The organism is Cryobacterium sp. 10I5 (assembly GCF_035019865.1).
Taxonomy (GTDB): domain Bacteria; phylum Actinomycetota; class Actinomycetes; order Actinomycetales; family Microbacteriaceae; genus Cryobacterium; species Cryobacterium breve_A.
In genome coordinates this window covers 1-20,234 of record NZ_JASJVI010000051.1, presented here as the reverse complement: position 1 = coordinate 20,234, position 20,234 = coordinate 1, and the positions used below count along the sequence as shown (strand labels likewise).

Here is a 20,234-nt window from a genome sequence, read left to right as displayed (position 1 = left end):
CACCGATGCTATCCCGAAGCCGGGTACGGTCGGACGCAGGCCCTGGATATCGGGAACGGACTCACTGCCGAGGGCGGCGACGAAGGGTTGCCGCGGTGACCGTGGCACGTGGCGGGGGAGGGCGCAGCGGAACGGCCTCGATCGCGAAGATGCTGCGGGCGGCGATCCTCCGGTTGCGGCCCCTGACCCAGTCCGTGACGTAGATCTTCGGCAGGATCTTCGTGACGGCCAGGACGACGTAGATGACCGTGTTGATCCCCACGAAGGCCGAGAAGACGGCGAAGAACTCCGAGGCGAGGATCGTGTCTGACAGCAGGATGCCGGTAGGCAACTGGCTGAGGACGTCGACCGGCATCAGTCGCCGTCCCCGGTTCGGACCTGCATGCTGGCGTGTTCCCAGTGCGCCTGCCGGCCGAGGGTGATGTCGACGATGCCCTTGACGTAGACCACGTTCAGGAACATGTCGAAGCAGAGCTCGGGGAGCACGGTGACCGCGAGCAGGCGGGCCCGCCAGCCGCCCTCCCACACGGTGACCACGCGTTCAGCGACGAAGACCAGGCCCAGGCAGAGCCAGAACGGGAACCAGACCCAGGTGCTGACCGCGAGCAGGGTCACCACCATCAGTGACAGGAACGAGGTCAGGGCGATGACGCTGTACCCGATGCCGAGCTGCTGCGCCCAGTAGCGCAGGGTCGCCGGGGTCAGCCCGTAGGTGCCGATGTTCTCGAGGGCGCCGCGTTGCCACCGGAGGCGCTGCTGCCAGAGCGCACGGAGGGTCGGCATCAGCTCGGTGACCACCGTGCACTGGGTGGGAGAGGTGATCAGACCGCCGAGGGACTTCAGCGCGAGGGTCAGCTCGTTGTCTTCGGTGAGCGCGTAGGTGTCGTAGACGTCTCCGGGCACCCCGGGGATGGTGGCGCCGCGGTTTTCGGCCACGGACCGCAGTGCGAGGGGCCGGAACAGGGATGCCGTCCCGGTCAGGACGAAGACGCGGCCGCGCCGCCTGGCGAGTTCTCGGGAGTAGCGGACGTATTCGTTGCGCTGCAGCAGGCCGAGCAGGCCGAACCCCGGCTCGCCGTAGAAGAGTCCGCCGATCGCCATCAGGGCGCGGTCGCTCGTGAATCGGGCGACGGCCTCGGCGAGGAAGCCGTCGTCGAGCGCGGTGTCCGCGTCCATGATCATGACGACGTCGTTGTCGAGTTGTCCGGGAAGGATCCTCTTGAGTGCCTGGTTCAGCGCACCGGCCTTCTTCTGGGTGTTGTCCACGGATTCAACGACTTCGACGCCGTGGTCGCGGGCGATGCTCACGGTGGAGTCGGTGCAATTGTCCGCGACGACGATGATGCGCTCCGGCGGATGCGACTGGCTCAGCAGAGAAGCCAGGGTCACCGGCAGCGACAGTGCCTCGTTGTGGGCCGGGATCAGCACGGTCACCGTCACCGGCCCCGCGAAGACGCCACCCGGCGGTGCCATCACGATCTTCGGGGCGAGCGGGGTGAGGTGCGCGTTGGAGGATCGGCGGGACCTGTTCGTCGCGCGGCGTTCGAGCAGGGCGATGCCGGCGGCGAAGAGCACGGCGAGGGCGATGGCACCGAGAATCGCCCGGGGGCCCGGCGCGCTCGGGTCGTACGACACGGGAAGCACGCCGAAGAGCACGATCTGGGAGGGCGCGGAGCCGGGAGCCTGATCGCCGGAGGCGACGAGGAACCAGAGCAGTGCCGCCGAACCCGTGGCGAGTCCCGCGATGACGAGGCCGACCGCCCGGCCCAGAGATTGTGCCCCCATGCATCAGATCGTATCCGGACGAGCCCGAGATCGTACACAATATTGTGGACGGCCGGAGGGGTGTCCGGGTGCGCCCCTGTGCAGTCCAGGGCGGGTTCAGGCGGGCTTAGCGCGGGTTCTGCCCGGTCCCGTTCTCGTCCGCGAGCGGCCGGTTGGCCTTGATCGGGAAGGCCCCGGTCTTGCCGTCACGGGCGAGCGCGATCTGCAGGATCCGGCCGCGGCAGGCGAACCAGCCGATCACGAGCGCGGGGATGATCACGATCAGGGAACTGATCGTGAGCGTGCCGACCGGCCAGTCGAAGGCCATCAACACGAGAACCGTTGCCAGGAATGCGAGGCTCGCGTACCCGGTGTACGGCGCGCCGAACAGGCGGAAGTCGGGCCGTTTCAGGATCCCGCGCTTGGCCCACGCCTGCAGCCGCAACTGGCAGAGCACGATCATTCCCCACGCGCTGATGATGCCGATCGCCGCCATGTTGAGCACAATTTCGAACGCCTCATCCGGCACGATCGCATTGAGACCGACGCCGAGCAGGGTGACGACGGCGGTCAGGAGGATGCCGCCGAAGGGCACCCCGGTGCGGCTCACCTTCCCGGCGAAGCGCGGAGCCGACCCCGCGAGCGACATCGAGCGGAGGATCCGTCCCGTCGAGTACAGGCCGGCGTTGAGCGAGGACAGCGCTGCGGTCAGCACGACGAGGTTCATGATCACGTCGACACCGCCGACACCGATGCTGCCGAAGAAGGTCACGAAGGGGCTGACGCCCGCCTGGTACGCGGTGTACGGCAGCAGCAGCGAGAGCAGCAGGATCGAGCCGACGTAGAACACCGCGATCCGCACGATCACGGTGTTGATCGCCTTGGGCATCACCGTCTCGGGGTGGGCCGTTTCGCCGGCGGTCGTGCCGACGAGTTCGATCGAGGCGTAGGCGAAGACGACGCCCTGCACGACGACGATCGAGGCGAGCACCCCGTTCGGGAACCAGCCGCCGTTGTCCGCGATCAGGCTGAAGCCGGCTTCCTGGCCGGGGATCGGGGTGCCGAAGATCACCATCCAGGTGCCGACGAGCAGGAAGGACACGATCGCGACGACCTTGATCAGCGCGAACCAGAACTCGAGTTCGCCGAACACGCTCACCGACAGCAGGTTGAGGCACAGTACGACGGCGAGGGCCGTCAGCGCATAGAGCCACTGCGGCACGCTCCCGAACGGCGCCCAGTACTTGGCGAAGAAGTTCATGTAGAGCGCGACGGCAGTGACATCCACGATCGCCGTCATCACCCAGTTGATCCAGTACAGCCAGCCGGTGACGAACGCGGCCTTCTCGCCGAAGAACTCGCGCGCATACGAGACAAAGGAACCGGACGACGGGCGGTGCAGCACGAGCTCGCCGAGCGCGCGCAGGATCAGGAATGCGAAGAACCCGCAGATCGCATACACGAAGACGAGGGAGGGGCCAGCCGAGGCCAGCCGACCGCCGGCGCCGAGGAACAGCCCGGTGCCGATAGCTCCGCCGATGGCGATCATCTGCACCTGGCGGCCCTTGAGCCCCTTGTGCAGGCCGGCGTCCTCGTTCACGCTCGTCGCGTCGTGGATGTGCTCGAGCGGTGTCTCGACCGGCAGGCCGTGATGCTCGTGCTCGTGAGGCTGCTCTGGGGCTGCCTCAGCCCCTGACCCGGTCGGATCGGGGCGTTGTGGCCCCCGGATGGCACTTGTCATGGGGGCACTTCCGATCCAGTTGCTTTCGCCCACCCTACCCGCGGGGCGCTGGCGCCCCCTAACAGGGTTCGTCCATCGGGCGCTCGGTAGACTGGATTACCGCTGACCCGAGAAACAGAGCCGGAGGCCGCATGACGACGATCCTGCTCGCTTTCCTGGCGCTGTCCGTCCTCACGCCCGCCCTCACCCGGATGCTGTCGACCAGGGTGTTCTACCTGATCGCTTTCCTGCCTGCCGCGGCGTTCGTCTTCACGCTCACCCAGACCGCGACGGTCACGCAGGGCGGGTCCGTCACGGAGAGCGTGCCGTGGATTCCGCAACTCGGTGTCGCGCTGTCCTTCCGCGTCGACACCCTCGCCTGGCTGCTCGCCCTCGTCGTGACCGGCGTCGGTGCCCTCGTGCTCGTCTACTGCGCGCGGTACTTCGAGGCCGACGAACCGGCACTCGGCCGCTTCGCCGCCTGCCTCCTCGCCTTCGCCGGCACGATGTACGGACTCGTGACCGCCGACGACGTGGTCGTGATGTTCATGTTCTGGGAGATCACGAGCGTGCTCTCCTACCTGTTGATCGGCCATTACACGTTCCGCAGGGAGAGCAGGGGCGCCGCGCTGCAGGCGCTCATCGTGACAACGTTCGGCGGCCTCGTCATGCTCGTCGGCGTCGTGATGCTCTCCGTTGAGGCCGGGACCACCTCGCTCGCCCTGCTCGTCACGCACCCCGTCACCGGGCCGGTCGCGACCTGGGCCATCCTGCTCATCCTGGTCGGGGCGCTCTCCAAGTCGGCGCTCGTCCCGTTCCACTTCTGGCTCCCCGCCGCCATGGCCGCCCCCACCCCGGTGAGTGCCTACCTGCACGCCGCCGCCATGGTGAAGGCCGGCATCTACCTCGTGGCCCGGCTCGCCCCCGGGTACGCAGACACCGAGGGGTGGATGCCGGTGCTCATGACGATCGGCATCTGGACGATGCTCGTGGGCGCGTGGCGTTCCCTGCGGCAGCACGACCTCAAGCTCGTGCTCGCCTACGGCACCGTGAGCCAGCTCGGCTTCATCATGGTCGTCGTCGGCTTCGGCACCCGCGACGCGGCGCTCGCCGGGGCCGCGCTCCTCCTGGCCCACGCGCTCTACAAGGCCGCGCTCTTCCTCGTGGTCGGGATCATCGACCACCGCGCGGGCACCCGCGACCTCCGGAAGCTCTCCGGAATCGGCCGCAGCGACCCGGCGCTCGCCGTGATCGCGCTCGTCGCCGTGGCCTCGATGGCCGGCATCCCGCCCCTGCTCGGGTTCGTTGCCAAGGAGGCGGTCTTCACGGCGTTCCTCGAGGCCGGCCTGCACGGCGACGGCTGGGGCTGGGTGGCGCTCGTCGGAACAATGGTGGGCTCCGTGCTGACCGTGGCCTACAGCATCCGCTTCTTCTACGGCGCGTTCGGGTCGAGGCCGGAGCTGGCAACGACGGCCCTGCACCCGAGCCGCTGGGACATCCTGATCGCCCCCGGGCTGCTCGCCGTCGCGACGATCGCGCTCGGCCCCCTCGCCGGGTGGCTCGACCCGCGGCTTTCGCCGTACGCGGACACCGTCCCCGGCGGTGGGGACGCGCACCTCGCCCTCTGGCACGGATTCGAACCCGCGCTGGGCATCACCGTTGTCGTGCTCGCAATCGGCTCGGCGATGTTCTGGAAGCGTCGCAGGGTCGCGGCGCTGCAGGAACGCGTTCCCGCCACCGTCGACGCCGGCCGCGGCTACGGGATCCTCGTGCGCACCGTCGACCGCACAGCGGCGCGGCTCACCCATTTCGCGCAGCACGGCGGACTGCCGCAATACCTCGGCACCATCCTCGTGGTCTTCGTACTCGCCCTCGGCTTCGCCGCCACGGTCAACCGCACCTGGCCGGACACCGTCGTGCTCTGGGACTACCCCGGCCAGGTCATCATCGCCGTGATCATGATCCTCGCGGCGATAGCCGCCTCCCGGTCCGGCCAGCGGATGACGGCGGTGCTGCTCGCGGGGGTGACCGGCTATGGCCTCGTGGCCCTGTTCGCGTTCCACGGGGCGCCAGACCTCGCCCTGACCCAGGCGCTCGTGGAGACGATGACCCTGGTCGTCTTCGTGCTCGTGCTGCGGCGCCTGCCCGCGACCGTCGCCCGGCCGCAGGCGCCCCTGCACCGCAGGCGCCGGGCACTGATCGGCGTCCTCGTCGGCCTCACGATGGGCACGATCGCCGTGATCGCCCTCGGCGCCCGGCAGGACCCGAGCATCGCCCTCGACCTGCCCCGCCTGACCCTCGAGGCCCACGGCACCAACATCGTCAACGTCGCGCTCGTGGACATCCGGGCCTGGGACACGATGGGGGAGGTGTCCGTGCTCATCGTCGTTGCGACCGGCGTCGCAAGCCTGCTCTTCGTGTCCGGGCGCACCGAGACCGTGCCGCGGCTGAAGGGCTCCCGCACCCAGCGGTCACCGCGCAACCGCCGCCGCGTCGTGGCCGACCCGCAGGCCTCCTCGGCCGGCCACGCCGTCACCCGGCAGTCCTGGCTGCTCGCCGGACGCACGATCAAGCCGGAGGACCGGTCGATCCTGATCGAGGTCATCGTGCGGCTACTCTTCCACCCGGCGATCGTCGTGTCCGTGTTCCTGCTCTTCGCCGGGCACAACGCGCCAGGGGGCGGCTTCGCCGGGGGACTCCTCGCCGGTCTCGCCCTCGTCGCCCGCTACCTCGCCGGAGGACGCTACGAGCTCGGCGAGGCGGCCCCGATCGACCCGGGCAAGATCCTCGGCCTCGGAGTGGTCCTCGCCGTCGGCACCGCGGTCGCCTCCCTTTTCGTCACCGGCATCCCGCTGCAGTCGGCGTATGCGAGCATCGATGTTCCCGTGCTCGGCCATCTCTCCTTCGGTACCTCGACCATCTTCGACATCGGGGTCTACCTCGTCGTGATCGGCCTCGCCCTCGACATCCTCCGCAGCCTCGGCAGCGAGATCGACCGGCAGAGCGAGGCCGGCGAAGCCCCGCCCGCCGGCTCAGACGCCTCGGCAACAGCTGACGGGTCCGCTGCCGCAGCGCCGGCCGCCGGTGCCGGTGCCGAGCCCGTCCCCGAGGTGATCCCGTGAGCGCCTCCCTGACCCTGGTCCTGATCATGGCCGCGCTCTACGCGACCGGCGTCTACATCATGCTCGAACGCAGCCTCACCCGGGTGTTGATCGGGTTCGTTCTCGTCGGCAACGCGACGAACCTGCTGATCTTCATCATGAGCGGCCGGCCGGGCAGCTCGCCGATCATCACCGGCACCGCGGGCGACGCAGACATGGTCGATCCCGTGCCGCAGATCCTGATGCTCACCGCGATCGTGATCAACTTCGGGGTGACAGCGCTCATCCTTGCCCTCGTCTACCGGGCGTGGTGGCTCGCCCAGCTCGGCGACGAGGGCGACACCCTCACCGACGAGCACGCGGCCGAGACCGCATCCTCCGCGGAACAGGACTTCCGGTCCTCCGCAGACGACGACGCGGCCGTGCGCGCCTCCCTCGACGGGGGCGATCATGACGACCCCGACGATCATGACGACCCGGACGACTACAACCCGGACGACGACGCCCACGACCACGGAGCACCCGTTCGCCCCGGGAACACGGATGCCGCCCGATGAGCGTTGCAACGATCCTCGTCCCCCTCGTCGTCGCCATCCCGCTCCTCGGCAGCGCGATCACCCTCGCGCTCGGCCGGCGCACCGTGACCCAGATCGCCGTCGGCGTCGCCTCGCTCACCACGGTCGCCCTGATCAGCGCCACCCTCCTCGTTCTCGTCGACCAGCAGGGACCCGCCGTCGTGCACGTCGGCGGCTGGCAGGCGCCATGGGGGATCGTGCTCGTCGTCGACCGGCTCTCCGCGCTGATGCTGCTCGTCTCGGCCGTGATCCTCCTCGGCGTGCTGCTCTTCGCCGTCGGCCAGGGCATCATCGACGGCGACAGCGACACCCCCGTCTCGATCTTCCATCCGACCTACCTCGTGCTGTCCGCCGGGCTGTTCAACGCCTTCATCGCCGGTGACCTGTTCAACCTCTACGTCGGCTTCGAGATGCTGCTCTCGGCCAGCTACGTGCTGCTCACCCTCGGCGGCACCGGTGCGCGCATCCGTGCGGGGGTCACCTACATCGTCGTGAGCCTCGTCTCCTCGATCCTCTTCCTCAGCTCGATCGCCCTGATCTACGGCGCGACCGGGACCGTGACCCTCGCCCTGCTCGCCGAGCGCATCCCCGCCCTGCCCGGTGACGTGCAGGGCATCCTCGGGCTGATGCTCCTCCTCGCCTTCTCGGTCAAGGCCGCCGTGTTCCCGCTGTCGTTCTGGCTGCCGGACTCCTACCCGACCGCACCGGCCCCGGTCACCGCGGTCTTCGCGGGTCTCCTCACCAAGGTCGGCGTCTACGCGATCCTCCGCACCCAGACCCTGCTCTTCCCGGGCAACCCGTTCCAGGTGCCGCTGCTCGTCGTCGCCGCGCTCACGATGCTGATCGGCATCCTCGGCGCGCTCGCCCAGGCCGACATCAAGAGGATGCTGTCCTTCACCCTGGTCAGCCACATCGGCTACCTGATCTTCGGCATCGCGATCGGCACCCCCCTCGCCCTCGCAGCAACGATCTTCTACGTCGTGCACCACATCACCGTCCAGACCACCCTGTTCCTCTCCGCAGGCCTCATCGAACGGGTCGGCGGCACGACCTCACTCGCCCGGCTCGGCGGGATGCTCAAAGCAGCCCCCGTCGTCGCGACACTGTTCTTCATCGGTGCGCTCAACCTCGGTGGCATTCCGCCGTTCTCGGGCTTCCTCGGCAAGTTCGCCCTGTTCCAGGCCGGAGCCCAGCTCGGCACCCCGCTCGCCTGGGCCGTGATCGGCGCCGGGGCGGCGACCTCGCTCCTGACCCTGTACGCACTCGCCCGGGCGTGGAACATGGCCTTCTGGCGCCCGCGCCGCGAGATCGAGAACTACGACTCGCCCATGCTCGACCGCCTCACCGACGACCCGCACGACGACGGAACCGTCGTGACCAAGACCGTTTCCCCGCTCATGGTCGGCGCGACCGCCGGGCTGCTCGTGCTGACCATCGGGCTCACGGTCTTCGCGGGTCCCGTGTTCGACTTCGCCGCGCGGGCCGCCGCCGACATCGAGGCGCCGAGCGACTACATCGAAGCGGTCTTCCCCGGCGGAACACCATGAGCACCCGGGCCGAGCGCCGTGCCGCACTCCTGAACCAGCTCCCGCTCTGGCTCGGGCTCGTGCTGCTCTGGATGCTGCTCTGGGGCAGCTTCTCCTGGCTCAACCTCGTGACCGGCGCCGTGCTCGCCTCGCTCGTCTCCATCGTGTTCTACCTGCCCGCCGTGCAGCTGAGCGGGCGCCTTGATCCCGCGCGCACCGTGGTCTTCCTGCTGCGGCTGCTCGGCGACATCGTGCGGGCGTCCGTGCAGGTCGCCTGGCTCGCCCTGAAGCCCCTCAGGACGCCGGCCGGCCCGCAGAGCGCGATCATCGCCGTGCCTCTCCGCACCCGGAGCGACCTCATCCTGACCTGGACGGCCGTTGCGACCTCGATCGTGCCCGGATCGATCGTGATCGACACCGACCGGGTGAGTTCGACGCTCTACCTGCACGTGCTGGGAGTGCGGACGCACGCCCAGATCGACCTCTTCCGGGCGAGCGTGCTCGCGACCGAGCGGCGGATCGTGGGCGCATTCGGCTCCCGCGAAGACCTCGAACGGCTCGCGCTCGGCGATGCCGTAGCCGCCGTTGCGGCGGCGACGGGCGCCGTGGCCGCGGACGCGCGAGCGGCATCCGCCCGGGACGACGACAGCGACCGCAGGAACCTGGACGATACGGGAAAGGAAACCTGATGGGAATCGTCGTGATCGTGGCCGCCGTGCTGTTCGGCGCCGGGGGCCTGTGCGCCGTCTACCGCATCATTCGCGGCCCCTCCGTGCTCGACCGGGTGATCGCCTCCGACGTGCTCGTCGCGACCGTGATCTGCGCGCTCGGCGCCGAGATGGCGATCAACCGGAACGTCGACACCCTGCCGGTGCTGCTCGTGCTCGCCCTGTTCGCGGTGCTCGGCTCGCTCGCCGTCGGCCGCTTCCTCGGCGGGAAGGAGCACTCGTGAACCCGGCGATCGGCGATGTCGTGACGGCGGTGCTCGTGCTCTCCGCCGCCGTGATGTGCCTCGCGGCCGGCGTCGGCCTGCTGCGTTTCCCCGACGTGCTCAGCAGGCTGCACGCGGCGACCAAGCCGCAGATCTTCGGCCTCATCGCCGTGACGCTGGATGTCGCGGTCAATAACTTCACGCTCGGCACCGTCACGCTCTCGGTCGCGATCGTGGCCTTCCAGGCGCTCACCGCCCCGATGGCCGCGCACCTCATCGCGCGGGTCGCGCACGACACCGACCGGTTCCGGCCGGAACTGCTCGTCGTCGACGAGCTGGGACGTGCGAACCGTCGCGGTGACCGCGGCGACTGATATGATTTCCGTGTCGCAACTGGCGTAGCACGAAAGATGGGTCACCATCGGGGAGCGACTGACACGGTTAGTGGCCGCACGCCTGGGCCACGACGATTAATTCAAGTCTGAGGAGACCCGTGTCCGAATCTGTGCCTGGCACCACGCTGCATTCCACCTTCAACGAGCCGCTCGAGGTCGTCGACCCCGAGATCGCCGCCGTTCTCGAGCTCGAACTGGGTCGCCAGCGCGACTACCTCGAGATGATCGCGAGCGAGAACTTCGTGCCGCGCGCCATCCTGCAGTCGCAGGGTTCCGTGCTCACCAACAAGTACGCCGAGGGCTACCCGGGGCGCCGCTACTACGGCGGCTGCGAGTTCGTCGACGTCGCGGAGGAGCTCGCGATCGCGCGGGCGAAGTCCCTCTTCGGAGCGGCATACGCGAACGTGCAGCCGCACTCCGGCGCCACGGCGAACGCCGCCGTGCTCTCCGCGATCGCAACGCCCGGCGACACCATCCTCGGCCTCGAGCTCGCCCACGGCGGCCACCTCACCCACGGGATGAAGCTCAACTTCTCCGGCAAGCTCTACAACCCGGTCGCGTACGGCGTCGACCCGGACACCTTCCTCGTCGACATGGACGTCGTCCGCGACAAGGCCATCGAGCACAAGCCGAAGGTCATCATCGCCGGCTGGTCCGCATACCCCCGCCACCTCGACTTCGCCGCGTTCCGCGCGATCGCAGACGAGGTCGGTGCCCTGCTCTGGGTCGACATGGCGCACTTCGCCGGGCTCGTCGCCGCCGGCCTGCACCCGTCGCCCGTGCCGTACGCCGACGTCGTGTCCTCGACCGTGCACAAGACCCTCGCGGGCCCCCGCTCCGGCTTCATCCTCTCCCGGGACACCGCGCTCGCGAAGAAGCTCAACTCGAACGTGTTCCCCGGCCAGCAGGGCGGCCCGCTCATGCACGTGATCGCCGCCAAGGCGACCGCGTTCAAGCTCGCGGCAGAGCCGGAGTTCAAGGAACGCCAGGAGCGCACCCTGCGCGGCGCCAGCATCCTCGCCGCCCGCCTGACAGCGGACGACTCGCGCGCCGCCGGCGTCGACGTGCTCACCGGCGGCACCGACGTGCACCTCGTGCTCGCCGACCTCCGCAACTCGCCGATCAACGGCCAGCAGGCCGAAGACGCCCTCCACGACGTGGGCATCACGGTCAACCGCAACTCGGTGCCCTTCGACCCGCGCCCGCCGATGGTCACGAGCGGACTGCGGATCGGTACGCCCGCCCTCGCGACCCGCGGCTTCGACGATGCCGAGTTCACCGTCGTGTCCGACGTCATCGCAGAGGCCCTCAAGCCCGGCGCCGACGTGCAGGCGCTCCGCGCCCGGGTCAAGACGCTCACCGAGGCCTTCCCGCTCTACCCCGGCCTGCAGCAGTAGCCCACACGCTCACCCTGCACCCCCACCCCTGACGAATTCGACGGAGTTTCTGCAAGAGAATCACGTGGGAGACCCGTTTTCGGGTCTTTCGCTCAGAAACTCCGTCGAATTGGTTCGGCGAACGCGGAGATCAACTGCGCTCGAAAGCACCAAACGATTGGATCACCCATGACGGCAATCATCCTCGACGGCGTCGCAACCGCGTCCGCCGTGAAGACCGAACTCATCGCCCGCGTCGCCGAACTGCGCGCGCACGGGATCGTTCCCGGGCTCGGCACCCTGCTCGTCGGCGACGACCCGGGTTCACGCTCGTACGTCGCGGGCAAGCACCGCGATTGCGCCGAAGTGGGCATCGAGTCGATCCGCATCGACCTGCCCGCCTCGGCGACGACGGCGGATGTCCGCGCCGCGATCAAGGACCTCAACTCCAGCCGTGAGGTGACCGGGTACATCATCCAGTTGCCGCTGCCCGTCGGCAACAACGAAAACGCGATGCTCGAATTGATCGACCCGGCCAAGGACGCGGACGGCCTGCACCCGACCAACCTCGGCCGGCTCGTGCTCGGCATCGAAGGCAAGCTCAGCTCTCCGCTGCCGTGCACGCCGGCGGGCATCGTCGAGCTGTTGCGCCGCTACGAGGTGCCGATCGTCGGCCGTAAGGTCGTCGTGATCGGCCGCGGGCTCACCGTCGGCCGGCCGCTCGGCCTGCTCTTCACCCGCAAGGGCCTGGACGCGACCGTCACGCTCACCCACTCGCGCACGGTCGACCTGCCGGAGGAGGTCCGCCGCGCGGACATCGTCGTGGCCGCGGTCGGTGTGCCGCACCTGGTCCAGGCGGACTGGATCAAGCCGGGTGCCGCGGTGCTCGACGTGGGCATCACCCGCCAGGTCGACCCGGTCACCGGCAAGGGCGCCCTCACCGGCGACGTACACCCCGACGTCGCAGAGGTCGCCGGCTACCTCTCACCGAATCCCCGCGGCGTCGGGCCGATGACGCGCGCCATGCTGCTCGGCAACGTGGTCAAGGCCGCCGAGCGCGCCCTGCTCTAGCCCGGCCCCCGCGCTTCCCAGCACCCGCCGCGTCGCGCCTCGGGAAACGCTCGCGTGATCGCTGAGGTGTCGCATATCGACCTTCGCGTCGACGTTTAACGTCGATATGCGACACCTCACGGAACCGGCCCGGCCGTCCCGGGCGGGTCAGGCGAGGGCGGCGGTGTGCAGGGCGGCGTGGTCGAGGTAATTCGCGGCGTTCTGGCGGATGCCCGCGACCTCGGCGTCCGTCAGGGGTCGGCGCACCTTGGCCGGGACCCCCGCGACGAGCGAGTACGGCGGCACGATCGTGCCCTCGAGCACGACGGCCCCGGCCGCGACGAGAGAACCGGTCCCGATCACGGCGCCGTTGAGCACAGTCGCCTTCATCCCGATCAGCGCGCCGTCCTCGACGACGCAGCCGTGCAGCACCGCGCCGTGCCCGACGGACACGTCCCGGCCGACGATGAGCGGGAAGCCGTGGTCGACGTGGCAGGAAACGTTGTCCTGCAGGTTCGAGCCCGCGCCGATCCGGATCGGTTCCGCCTCCGCGCGCAGCACCGAGTTGTACCAGACGCTCGCGTGTTCGGCGAGGATCACATGCCCCACGAGGACGGCGCCGGGGGCGACGAACGCGGAGTCCGCGATGCTCGGCCCCGGGCGGTCGGGCAGGGTGATGATGCGGGCGGCGCTGTCGGCAGTCATACGCGCCAGCCTAGTGCGCCGTCCCTTGGCATAACTCCTGCAAATTCCGTGCCCGGAATCCGGCCGCCGAGTGTTTCAGCGGCTTCCCGGCGCCGCGAGGAATGTGCAGGAATATGCACCGGGCCGGGCGGGAAGCGGATGCCATGGCTAGGCTGGCCGGATGGTGAACACCGCACACCCCGCCGTCGACCGCGTGCGGGAGGCGCTTGCCGCCTTCGGTCTGGCTCCGGACATCCGCTGGCTCGACGGGGCCGCGACGACCGCGCAGCAGGCCGCCGACGCGCTCGGCATCGAGCCGGGCGGGATCGCCAACTCCCTCGTCTTCACCCTCGACGGCGAGCCGTTGCTCGTGCTGACCTCGGGGGCGCACCGCGTCGACACGGCCTGGCTCGGCGAACGGCTCGGCGGTGCGATCGGCCGGGCGTCGAAGGAACTCGTCAAGAGCGCGACCGGGCAGGTCATTGGCGGCGTCGCGCCGGTGGGGCACCCGGCGCCGCTGCGCACCCTCGTCGACGTGGACCTGGCCGGGTATCCCGAGGTGTGGGCGGCCGCCGGCCACGCTCACACCGTCTTCCCGACCACCTTCGCCCAGTTGCTCCGCATCACGGGCGGCACGCCGACCCCGGTCACCCCGCCCGAACCGGTATAACTCCGGCAGGTTCCCGGTCGCCGCGCCGCTTCAGCCGCCGAGTGTCGCCGCAGCCGCCGAGTGTCGCCGGTCAGCCGGGTCATCTCGGCAGGATCGGCGACACTCGGCAACTGAGGGGTGTGCCGTGCCGCGGGACCGTCAGCCCTCGCGGCCGGCGCCGTTCGCCGCGCGCACCACGAAGGTGTCCGGGGCTGCGAACCCGGCGTCCGCGAATGCGGAGCGCACCGCGGCGGTCACCGCGGGAATGAGCTCGTGCGGGGTGAGTGCGATCGCGGCGCCGCCGAAGCCGCCGCCCGTCATCCGCGCCCCGAGGGCGCCCGCGCCGCGCGCTGCGACGACCGCGAGGTCGAGCTCGGGTACCGAGATCTCGAAGTCGTCGCGCATCGAGGTGTGCGAGGCGTCGAGGAGCGCGCCGATCGCGGCGGGGCCGGATTCGCGCAGCGTGCGCACGGTGTCGAGCACCCGCTGGTTCTCGGTGATCACGTGCCGCACCCGGCGGAACGTCTCGTCGTCGAGCAGCTCGGCGGCCCGCGCGAGGTCGACGACCCCGAGGTCGCGGAGCGAGTCGACGCCGAGCAGGCGGGCGCCGAGTTCGCAGGATGCCCGGCGCGAGGCATACCCTCCGGACGAGTGCTCGTGGCTCACCTTCGTGTCGATGATCAGCAGTTCGAGTCCCGCGGTATCGAAGCCGAGTGGGACGACCTCGGACTCGAGTGTGCGGCAGTCCAGGAATACCGCGGAGTCCTTCTCTCCGAGTAGGGAAGCCGACTGGTCCATGATGCCGGTCGGCGCGCCGGCGGCCCGGTTCTCGGCGAGCTGGCCGACCCTGGCGAGGGTGCGCCGGTCGAAACCGAGGGCCCAGACGTCGTTCAGCGCGACAGCGATGGCGCTCTCGATGGCTGCGGACGACGAGAGTCCCGCCCCGATCGGCACGTCGGAGACGATGTACACGTCGAAGCCGGTCACGGCCTGGAGTGGAGCCCCGAATTCGCCGAGTGCCCAGGCGACTCCGAGCGGGTACGCCGACCAGCCCGAGAGGATGTGGGGGCTCAGCCCGTCGAGGGAGACCTCGACGATCTCGTCGGAGAACGAGCTCGCCACCCGCATCAGCCGGTCGCTCCGCGCAGCCAGCGCGATCACGGTGCGCCGGTCGATCGCGAATGGAAGCACGAAGCCGTCGTTGTAGTCGGTGTGCTCCCCGATCAGGTTCACCCGGCCGGGCGCGGACCAGAGGCCGTCCGGCTCGCCGGCGAAGCGCTTGGCGAAGCCGGCGGTGGCTGCGGAATCGAGGGCGCTCATGCGCGGGCCTCGCTCGCGGCATCCGCCGTCATCGAACGCTCAACGGCGGCACGGATGCCCGCAGCGGCCTGCTCGGGAGTGACGTCCCCGATCCAGGCCCCCATCGCGGCTTCCGATCCGGCGAGGTACTTGAGTTTGTCCTCCGCCCGGCGTGGGCTCGTCACCTGCAGCATCAGCCGGATGTCGTCACGGTGGGTCTGCACCGGGGCCTGGTGCCAGGCCGCGATGTACGGCGTCGGGGTCGAGTAGATCGCGTCGATGCCGCGGAGCAGGCGCCGGTACAGCACGGCGAGCTCGTCGCGCTCGGCGAGGCTCGTCGCAGCGAAGTCGGGGATCTGGCGGTGCGGCAGCATGTGCACCTCGATGGGCCAGCGGGCCGCGAAGGGTGCGAACGCGGTCCAGTGCTCACCGCGGATGATGACCCGGTCCGCGGCCTGCTCGCTTGCGAGCACGTCGGCGAAAAGAGTCGGGCCGTAGGCTTCGAGCGAGGCGATCACGCGCTGGGTGCGCGGGGTGACGTACGGGTACGAGTAGATCTGGCCGTGCGGATGCCGCAGCGTCACGCCGATCGCCTCGCCACGGTTCTCGAAGGGGAACACCTGCTGGATGCCCGGCAACTGGGAGAGCACGTGGGTGCGCTCGGCCCAGGCCTCGATCACGGTGCGCGCCCGGGTGACGGAGAGGCTCGCGAAGGAGCCCTCGTTCTCGGGGCTGAAGCAGACGACTTCGCAGCGTCCGACGGAGGTGCGGGTGCGCTCGAGGCCGATCTCGGCGAGCTCGGCGAGCCCGGCCGGCGCGTTCGCATCGGTCAGCAGCGGGCCGAAGGAGGGCGACTTGTTCTCGAACACGGCGACGTCGTAGTTGCTCGGCACCTCGCTCGGGTTCTCCGGCGTCGACGGCGCGAGTGGGTCGAGGTTCGCCGGCGGCAGGAACACCCGATTCTGGCGTGCGGAGGCGATCGAGACCCATTCGCCGCTGAGCGGGTCCTGGCGCATGCTCGCCGTCGGCGGGCGCGGGTCGAGCTGGCGGGTATCGGCGGCGCGTTCGGGCGAGAGCCGCGTGTCCGGGTCGTCGAAGTAGATGAGGTCCCGGCCGTCGGCCAGGGTGTGGTGGTGACGGGTGATTCCGGGTGCGGCGACGAAGCCTGCGCTGTCCATGACGGTGTCCATAACCCTTCCCACGTTAGCGGATCTGCGCAACCGAAACCAGTGGTTTCTGATTGATAACCAAAAGAAAGTAAGCGAAGATAGGGAGATGACATCCGACCTGCCCGCCGACCGAGAGTTGCTCCCGCAGCACCAGCGCAGGGAACAGATCCGAAGGCTCGTCGACGAACGGGGATTCGTGCGGGTGAGCGAACTGCGCGAGGCCTTCGGCATGTCCGGGGTCACCGCGCGCGCCGACCTCGACGCCCTCGAGGCGACGGGCCTCGTGCACCGGGTGCACGGGGGAGCGGTGCCCGCCCAGGCGCCGGGGTCGACGCTCGCGGCGGACACCGAACCCTCCTTCGAAGAGTCGCTCGGGGCATCCGTGATCCCGAAGCAGCAGATCGGAGCGCTCGCCGCATCGCTCGTCGAGAGCGGCCAGAGCGTGATCCTCGACGTCGGCACGACCAGCCTCGCCATCGCCCGTGCCCTGCTCGCCCGCACCGACCTGAACGACGTCGTCGTGATCACCAACGGGCTCAGCATCGCCCTCGAACTCGAGCCCGCCATCCCGCGCTTCACCGTGATCGTCACGGGCGGCTCGCTCCGACCCCTGCAGCACTCCCTCGTCGAGCCGCTCGCCGCGACCGTGCTCAGCCAGGTGCACGCCGACCTCGCCTTCATCGGCTGCAACGGCGTCGACGTGACCGGAGGCGTCACGAACATCAACCTGCCCGAAGCCGGGATCAAGACGCTCATGCTCCAGGCGGCGACCCGCGCGATCGTGGTCGCTGACGGCTCCAAGCTCGGCCGGGTGCACCTCGGCAGGATCGGCGCCCTCGATGCCTTCGATTCCCTGCTGACGGATGCCGCCGCGCACCCCGACGCGCTGGCCCGGCTCCGCGAGGCAGGGCTGACCGTGCTCCAGGGCGAATAGGCTGGTCCCATGCGCGCAGCCACCGGAACCCAGTACGAACTCACGAACGAGACCCCGGACGGGCGGGCCACCGCGACGATCACCGAGGTCGCCGCGGGGATCCGGGCCTATACCCTGAACGGAATAGACCTCGTGGAGTCCTTCGCTGCGGCGGTCGAGCCGCCGATGTCCGCCGGCATCGTGCTCGTGCCGTGGCCCAACCGGATCAAGGACGGGACCTGGCTACACGGCGAGGAGCGTCAGCAGCTCAGCATCACCGAGCCCCTCCTGAACAACGCCATCCACGGACTCCTCCGCTTCACCCCGTACCGCCTCGTCGAGCGCGACGCGTCAGCCGTGACCCTCGCCGCGACCGTGTTCCCGCAGTCCGGCTTCCCGTTCCAGCTCGACACCACCGTGACATATGCCCTCACCGACACGGGCCTCGAGGTCACCCACACCGTGCACAACGTCGGCGCCGAGAGCGCCCCCATCGCCATCGGCGTCCACCCGTACGTCAAGATCGGCGACGTCCCCACCGAGGAACTCGTCCTGCGCGTCGACGCGGCGACCCACCTCGAAGTGGATGCCCGGCTCAACCCGACCGGCGTCGACACCCCGGTCGACGGCACCGGCTACGACCTTCGCGCCGGCGTGCGCGTCGCCGACCTCGCGCTCGACGACGCCTTCGGCGGCGCCGGACGCGAGCATTCCCTCACCGCGCCGGACGGCCGCAGGGTCACAGTCTGGGGCGACGAGAACATGCGGTACGTGCAGGTCTTCACTCCGACCGAGTTCCCCGTCACGGCGAGCGACGAGGTGAGCCCCGTGCCTGGCCGCGCGGTCGCGATCGAGCCGATGACCGCGCCGGCCGACGCCTTCAACTCGGGGGCCGGCCTCCGCTGGCTCGCACCCGACGAATCCTGGACCGTGCGCTGGGCCATCCGCCCGACCGGATTCCAGGCCTAGGCTCGCATCCATGGCGCTCACGCGCGAACCGAAGCCCGGCGAGCCGACATCCGGCCCGTCGACGCCACGCCAGCCGAAAGCAGGCTCGTCGGCACCCGGTCGGCCGAAGCCCCGCGGCAGCCGGCCGCGCCGCGCCGCCGTGTTGAGCCCAGCCGACGCGGCCCGGCTCGTCGCCCTGGTCAGGATGAAGCGGCTCGCCCTGGCCCTGCTCGTGCTGATGGCGCTCGTCTTCGCGGTCTCGTTCGCACTGCAGGATCGTATTCCCGCTCTGCAATACGTCAGGGCCGCCGCCGAGGGCGGCATGGTCGGCGCCCTCGCCGACTGGTTCGCCGTGACCGCTTTGTTCCGGTATCCGCTCGGCCTGCGCATCCCGCACACCAACATCATCGCCAGCCGGAAGGACGAGATCGGCGCAAGCCTCGGCGAATTCGTCGGCACCAACTTCCTCTCCGAGCAGGTCGTCCGCGGCAAACTCGGCTCGATCGGCGTGTCCCGGAGGCTCGGTACCTGGCTGAAACAGCCCGACAACGCCCGCAGACTCACCGATGAGATCGCCGTCGCCGGCACTGGGCTCCTCACCCTCCTGAGCGACGACGCGATCAAGGACCTCATCGAGACCGTGGCGCGCGAGCACCTCGTGCGCCCGGAGTGGGCGCCGCCGATCGGCAGGGTCGGCGCGCGGCTTCTCGCCTCCGGGCAGCAACACGCCGTCGTCGATCTGCTCCTCGACCGCGCGGAGGGCTGGCTGCACGAACACCCGGAGGCCTTCGGACGGGCCGTGTCCGCGCGGCTGCCCGGTTGGCTCCCCGGCTTCGTCGACCGTCTCGTCGACGACCGGGCGCATCGCGAGGTGCTCGGGTTCGTCGCCTCGGTGCGGGCGGATGCCGCGCATCCGCTTCGTGAGGCCATCGACCGCTACCTCGTCGAGCTTGCCGACGACCTCGAGCACGACCCGGCGATGATCAACCGGGTCGAGACCCTCAAGCTCGAGCTCCTGGACAGTGCCCGCCTGCGCGAGTTCGCGAGCGAGACCTGGGAAGCCGTGAAGGTGTCCCTGGCGGCGTCGCTCGGTGACCCGGCGAGCGACCTGAGGGACGGCATCCGGGCGACCCTGATCGAGGTGGGCGAGCGGCTGGCCGGCGACGGCGCACTGGGCGGCCGCATCGATCGCTGGATCGCCGATTCGGCGAGTTACCTCGTGCGCACCTACCGCGACGAGCTCGCCGGGGTCATCACCGAAACCGTCGAACGCTGGGACGCCGCCGAGACGAGCGAGAAGATCGAGCTGCAGGTCGGCCGCGACCTGCAGTACATCCGGATCAACGGCACCGTCGTCGGCTCCCTCGCTGGACTCGCGATCTTCGCGATCGCCCAGGCTGCCGTCACCCTCTTCTAAACCGAGCGCCCGAGCAGAGCGGAGCCTCCGCGGCCCGACGCGGCGAGGCCCCGACCGGTGTCGCCCGGTCGGGGCCTCGCCCGGTCACGGTCCGGCTCAGGCGGCGCGGCGTAAACGCGCCGGCGCTTCCGCATCGAGCGGATGCCGCGTCCCGGCCGGTCGTGCCTGCGCGTGTGCGGCGGCGGTCACGATGCCGCCCGCCGGGATCCGGATATCGCGGTCGATCACCGCTCCGCTCTGTACCCGGGCGCCGTCGCCGATCCGGGAGTGGCTTCCAAGACGGGCCGCCGCGCCGATCACGGCGTCGACGCCGACGTGCACGTTCTGGCCGATGAAGGCCCGTGCCCCGACGAGGGCGTTGTGATCGATCCAGCTGCCCGGACCGATCCAGGCGTCCGCCCCCACCCTGGCTCCGCTCTCGACGTACGCCGTTCCGGAGATGAAGGCGGACGGGTCGACCCGTGCCCCGCCGGAAACCAGTCCGCGTCCGTTCGCGTGCCGGCGATACTTTTCGATCGTGCCGGTCTCGGTCTCGACTTCTTCGTTGATTCTTTCCACGTGCGACCTCCTTGAATTGTCGCGTCACCCCGCAGCTCCCGCTCCGCTGTGTGCCCGCAGCGCGCGTGGCGCGACTGCGGAGCGACAAGTCTGGCGGCTGAGCCCGAGTGCTGACCGTGTCAACGCTGTGTGCTCCCCGGGAATTCCCCGGGCGGTCGC

Annotated in this window: 19 protein-coding genes and 1 riboswitch; of the genes, 12 read left to right on the top strand and 7 right to left on the bottom strand. The window is 69.9% G+C overall.

Translation table 11 applies throughout. The features are described from left to right. Positions 1–61: 61 nt before the first annotated feature. From QN350_RS12950 to QN350_RS12940, 3 genes are all read right to left on the bottom strand, one after another. Positions 62–355: a hypothetical protein gene (locus QN350_RS12950; protein ID WP_322137945.1), complete on the bottom strand. Its 294-nt coding sequence runs from the start codon at positions 353–355 to the stop codon at positions 62–64. Next, positions 355–1,785: a glycosyltransferase family 2 protein gene (locus QN350_RS12945; RefSeq protein WP_323503501.1), complete on the bottom strand. Its 1,431-nt coding sequence runs from the start codon at positions 1,783–1,785 to the stop codon at positions 355–357. Before QN350_RS12945 ends, QN350_RS12950 begins: the two co-directional genes overlap by 1 nt. Positions 1,786–1,891: 106 nt before the next feature. Next, entirely contained in the window at positions 1,892–3,505 is a 1,614-nt protein-coding gene (locus QN350_RS12940; RefSeq protein ID WP_322137943.1) for an amino acid permease, read from the bottom strand. 131 nt (positions 3,506–3,636) lie between these two features. Here QN350_RS12940 and QN350_RS12935 point away from each other — a divergent pair, with 131 nt between their 5' ends. The 8 genes from QN350_RS12935 (at position 3,637) to QN350_RS12900 (ending at position 12,459) form a co-directional block, all read left to right on the top strand. Further along, positions 3,637–6,606: a Na+/H+ antiporter subunit A gene (locus QN350_RS12935; RefSeq protein WP_322137942.1), complete on the top strand. Its 2,970-nt coding sequence runs from the start codon at positions 3,637–3,639 to the stop codon at positions 6,604–6,606. Continuing rightward, positions 6,603–7,142: a sodium:proton antiporter gene (locus QN350_RS12930; RefSeq protein WP_322137941.1), complete on the top strand. Its 540-nt coding sequence runs from the start codon at positions 6,603–6,605 to the stop codon at positions 7,140–7,142. Before QN350_RS12935 ends, QN350_RS12930 begins: the two co-directional genes overlap by 4 nt. Further along, a complete protein-coding gene (locus QN350_RS12925; protein WP_322137940.1) occupies positions 7,139–8,707 on the top strand; it encodes a Na+/H+ antiporter subunit D in 1,569 nt (522 codons plus the stop codon). The genes QN350_RS12930 and QN350_RS12925 overlap by 4 nt, the downstream gene beginning before the upstream one ends. Next, complete coding sequence (locus tag QN350_RS12920) at positions 8,704–9,375, top strand: Na+/H+ antiporter subunit E (protein WP_322137939.1); 672 nt, start codon at positions 8,704–8,706, stop codon at positions 9,373–9,375. The genes QN350_RS12925 and QN350_RS12920 overlap by 4 nt, the downstream gene beginning before the upstream one ends. After that, positions 9,375–9,638 carry a monovalent cation/H+ antiporter complex subunit F gene (locus QN350_RS12915; protein WP_322137938.1) on the top strand — a complete coding sequence of 88 codons (264 nt, stop codon included), beginning with the start codon at positions 9,375–9,377 and terminating at the stop codon, positions 9,636–9,638. The genes QN350_RS12920 and QN350_RS12915 overlap by 1 nt, the downstream gene beginning before the upstream one ends. Continuing rightward, positions 9,635–9,991 (top strand): monovalent cation/H(+) antiporter subunit G, encoded by a 357-nt coding sequence (mnhG, locus tag QN350_RS12910; protein ID WP_322137937.1) that lies wholly within the window; start codon positions 9,635–9,637, stop codon positions 9,989–9,991. Before QN350_RS12915 ends, mnhG begins: the two co-directional genes overlap by 4 nt. Positions 9,992–9,996: 5 nt before the next feature. Next, positions 9,997–10,086: riboswitch (ZMP/ZTP riboswitch) on the top strand. A 24-nt stretch (positions 10,087–10,110) separates the two neighbouring features. Continuing rightward, on the top strand, positions 10,111–11,409 hold the full coding sequence (gene glyA, locus QN350_RS12905) for a serine hydroxymethyltransferase (RefSeq protein WP_322137936.1): 1,299 nt from the start codon (positions 10,111–10,113) through the stop codon (positions 11,407–11,409). Positions 11,410–11,577: 168 nt separating this feature from the next. Beyond that, the gene (locus tag QN350_RS12900; RefSeq protein ID WP_322137935.1) at positions 11,578–12,459 is read left to right on the top strand and encodes a bifunctional methylenetetrahydrofolate dehydrogenase/methenyltetrahydrofolate cyclohydrolase; all 882 of its coding nucleotides are present in this window, start codon (positions 11,578–11,580) and stop codon (positions 12,457–12,459) included. Between the two features lie 147 nt (positions 12,460–12,606). Here the strand turns inward: QN350_RS12900 and QN350_RS12895 are convergent, their stop codons facing one another. Then, entirely contained in the window at positions 12,607–13,143 is a 537-nt protein-coding gene (locus QN350_RS12895; protein WP_134561609.1) for a gamma carbonic anhydrase family protein, read from the bottom strand. 160 nt (positions 13,144–13,303) lie between these two features. On the opposite strand from QN350_RS12895, the gene QN350_RS12890 reads away from it, so the two are divergent. After that, entirely contained in the window at positions 13,304–13,792 is a 489-nt protein-coding gene (locus tag QN350_RS12890; RefSeq protein ID WP_322137934.1) for a YbaK/EbsC family protein, read from the top strand. A 138-nt stretch (positions 13,793–13,930) separates the two neighbouring features. On the opposite strand, the gene galK is transcribed toward QN350_RS12890, so the two are convergent. Both galK and galT read right to left on the bottom strand, forming a co-directional pair. After that, positions 13,931–15,091 (bottom strand): galactokinase, encoded by a 1,161-nt coding sequence (galK, locus tag QN350_RS12885; RefSeq protein WP_322137933.1) that lies wholly within the window; start codon positions 15,089–15,091, stop codon positions 13,931–13,933. Beyond that, on the bottom strand, positions 15,088–16,248 hold the full coding sequence (galT, locus tag QN350_RS12880; protein WP_322137932.1) for a galactose-1-phosphate uridylyltransferase: 1,161 nt from the start codon (positions 16,246–16,248) through the stop codon (positions 15,088–15,090). Before galT ends, galK begins: the two co-directional genes overlap by 4 nt. 97 nt (positions 16,249–16,345) lie before the next feature. On the opposite strand from galT, the gene QN350_RS12875 reads away from it, so the two are divergent. The 3 genes from QN350_RS12875 to QN350_RS12865 are packed head-to-tail and all read left to right on the top strand — an operon-like array spanning position 16,346 to position 19,517. Further along, entirely contained in the window at positions 16,346–17,173 is an 828-nt protein-coding gene (locus QN350_RS12875) for a DeoR/GlpR family DNA-binding transcription regulator (protein ID WP_322137931.1), read from the top strand. A gap of 9 nt (positions 17,174–17,182) precedes the next feature. Next, complete coding sequence (locus QN350_RS12870; RefSeq protein WP_322137930.1) at positions 17,183–18,121, top strand: aldose 1-epimerase family protein; 939 nt, start codon at positions 17,183–17,185, stop codon at positions 18,119–18,121. Between the two features lie 10 nt (positions 18,122–18,131). Further along, on the top strand, positions 18,132–19,517 hold the full coding sequence (locus tag QN350_RS12865; RefSeq protein ID WP_322137929.1) for a DUF445 domain-containing protein: 1,386 nt from the start codon (positions 18,132–18,134) through the stop codon (positions 19,515–19,517). Between the two features lie 96 nt (positions 19,518–19,613). On the opposite strand, the gene QN350_RS12860 is transcribed toward QN350_RS12865, so the two are convergent. Next, positions 19,614–20,075: a hypothetical protein gene (locus QN350_RS12860; protein WP_322137928.1), complete on the bottom strand. Its 462-nt coding sequence runs from the start codon at positions 20,073–20,075 to the stop codon at positions 19,614–19,616. Positions 20,076–20,234 lie beyond the last annotated feature (159 nt).

Coding starts and splice junctions, on each gene's coding strand:
- QN350_RS12950 (WP_322137945.1), bottom strand. CDS start 355: ATGCCGGTCGACGTCCTCAGCCAGTTGCCTACCGGCATCCTGCTGTCA.
- QN350_RS12945 (WP_323503501.1), bottom strand. CDS start 1,785: ATGGGGGCACAATCTCTGGGCCGGGCGGTCGGCCTCGTCATCGCGGGA.
- QN350_RS12940 (WP_322137943.1), bottom strand. CDS start 3,505: ATGACAAGTGCCATCCGGGGGCCACAACGCCCCGATCCGACCGGGTCA.
- QN350_RS12935 (WP_322137942.1), top strand. CDS start 3,637: ATGACGACGATCCTGCTCGCTTTCCTGGCGCTGTCCGTCCTCACGCCC.
- QN350_RS12925 (WP_322137940.1), top strand. CDS start 7,139: ATGAGCGTTGCAACGATCCTCGTCCCCCTCGTCGTCGCCATCCCGCTC.
- QN350_RS12920 (WP_322137939.1), top strand. CDS start 8,704: ATGAGCACCCGGGCCGAGCGCCGTGCCGCACTCCTGAACCAGCTCCCG.
- QN350_RS12915 (WP_322137938.1), top strand. CDS start 9,375: ATGGGAATCGTCGTGATCGTGGCCGCCGTGCTGTTCGGCGCCGGGGGC.
- QN350_RS12900 (WP_322137935.1), top strand. CDS start 11,578: ATGACGGCAATCATCCTCGACGGCGTCGCAACCGCGTCCGCCGTGAAG.
- QN350_RS12895 (WP_134561609.1), bottom strand. CDS start 13,143: ATGACTGCCGACAGCGCCGCCCGCATCATCACCCTGCCCGACCGCCCG.
- QN350_RS12890 (WP_322137934.1), top strand. CDS start 13,304: ATGGTGAACACCGCACACCCCGCCGTCGACCGCGTGCGGGAGGCGCTT.
- galK (WP_322137933.1), bottom strand. CDS start 15,091: ATGAGCGCCCTCGATTCCGCAGCCACCGCCGGCTTCGCCAAGCGCTTC.
- galT (WP_322137932.1), bottom strand. CDS start 16,248: ATGGACAGCGCAGGCTTCGTCGCCGCACCCGGAATCACCCGTCACCAC.
- QN350_RS12875 (WP_322137931.1), top strand. CDS start 16,346: ATGACATCCGACCTGCCCGCCGACCGAGAGTTGCTCCCGCAGCACCAG.
- QN350_RS12870 (WP_322137930.1), top strand. CDS start 17,183: ATGCGCGCAGCCACCGGAACCCAGTACGAACTCACGAACGAGACCCCG.
- QN350_RS12865 (WP_322137929.1), top strand. CDS start 18,132: ATGGCGCTCACGCGCGAACCGAAGCCCGGCGAGCCGACATCCGGCCCG.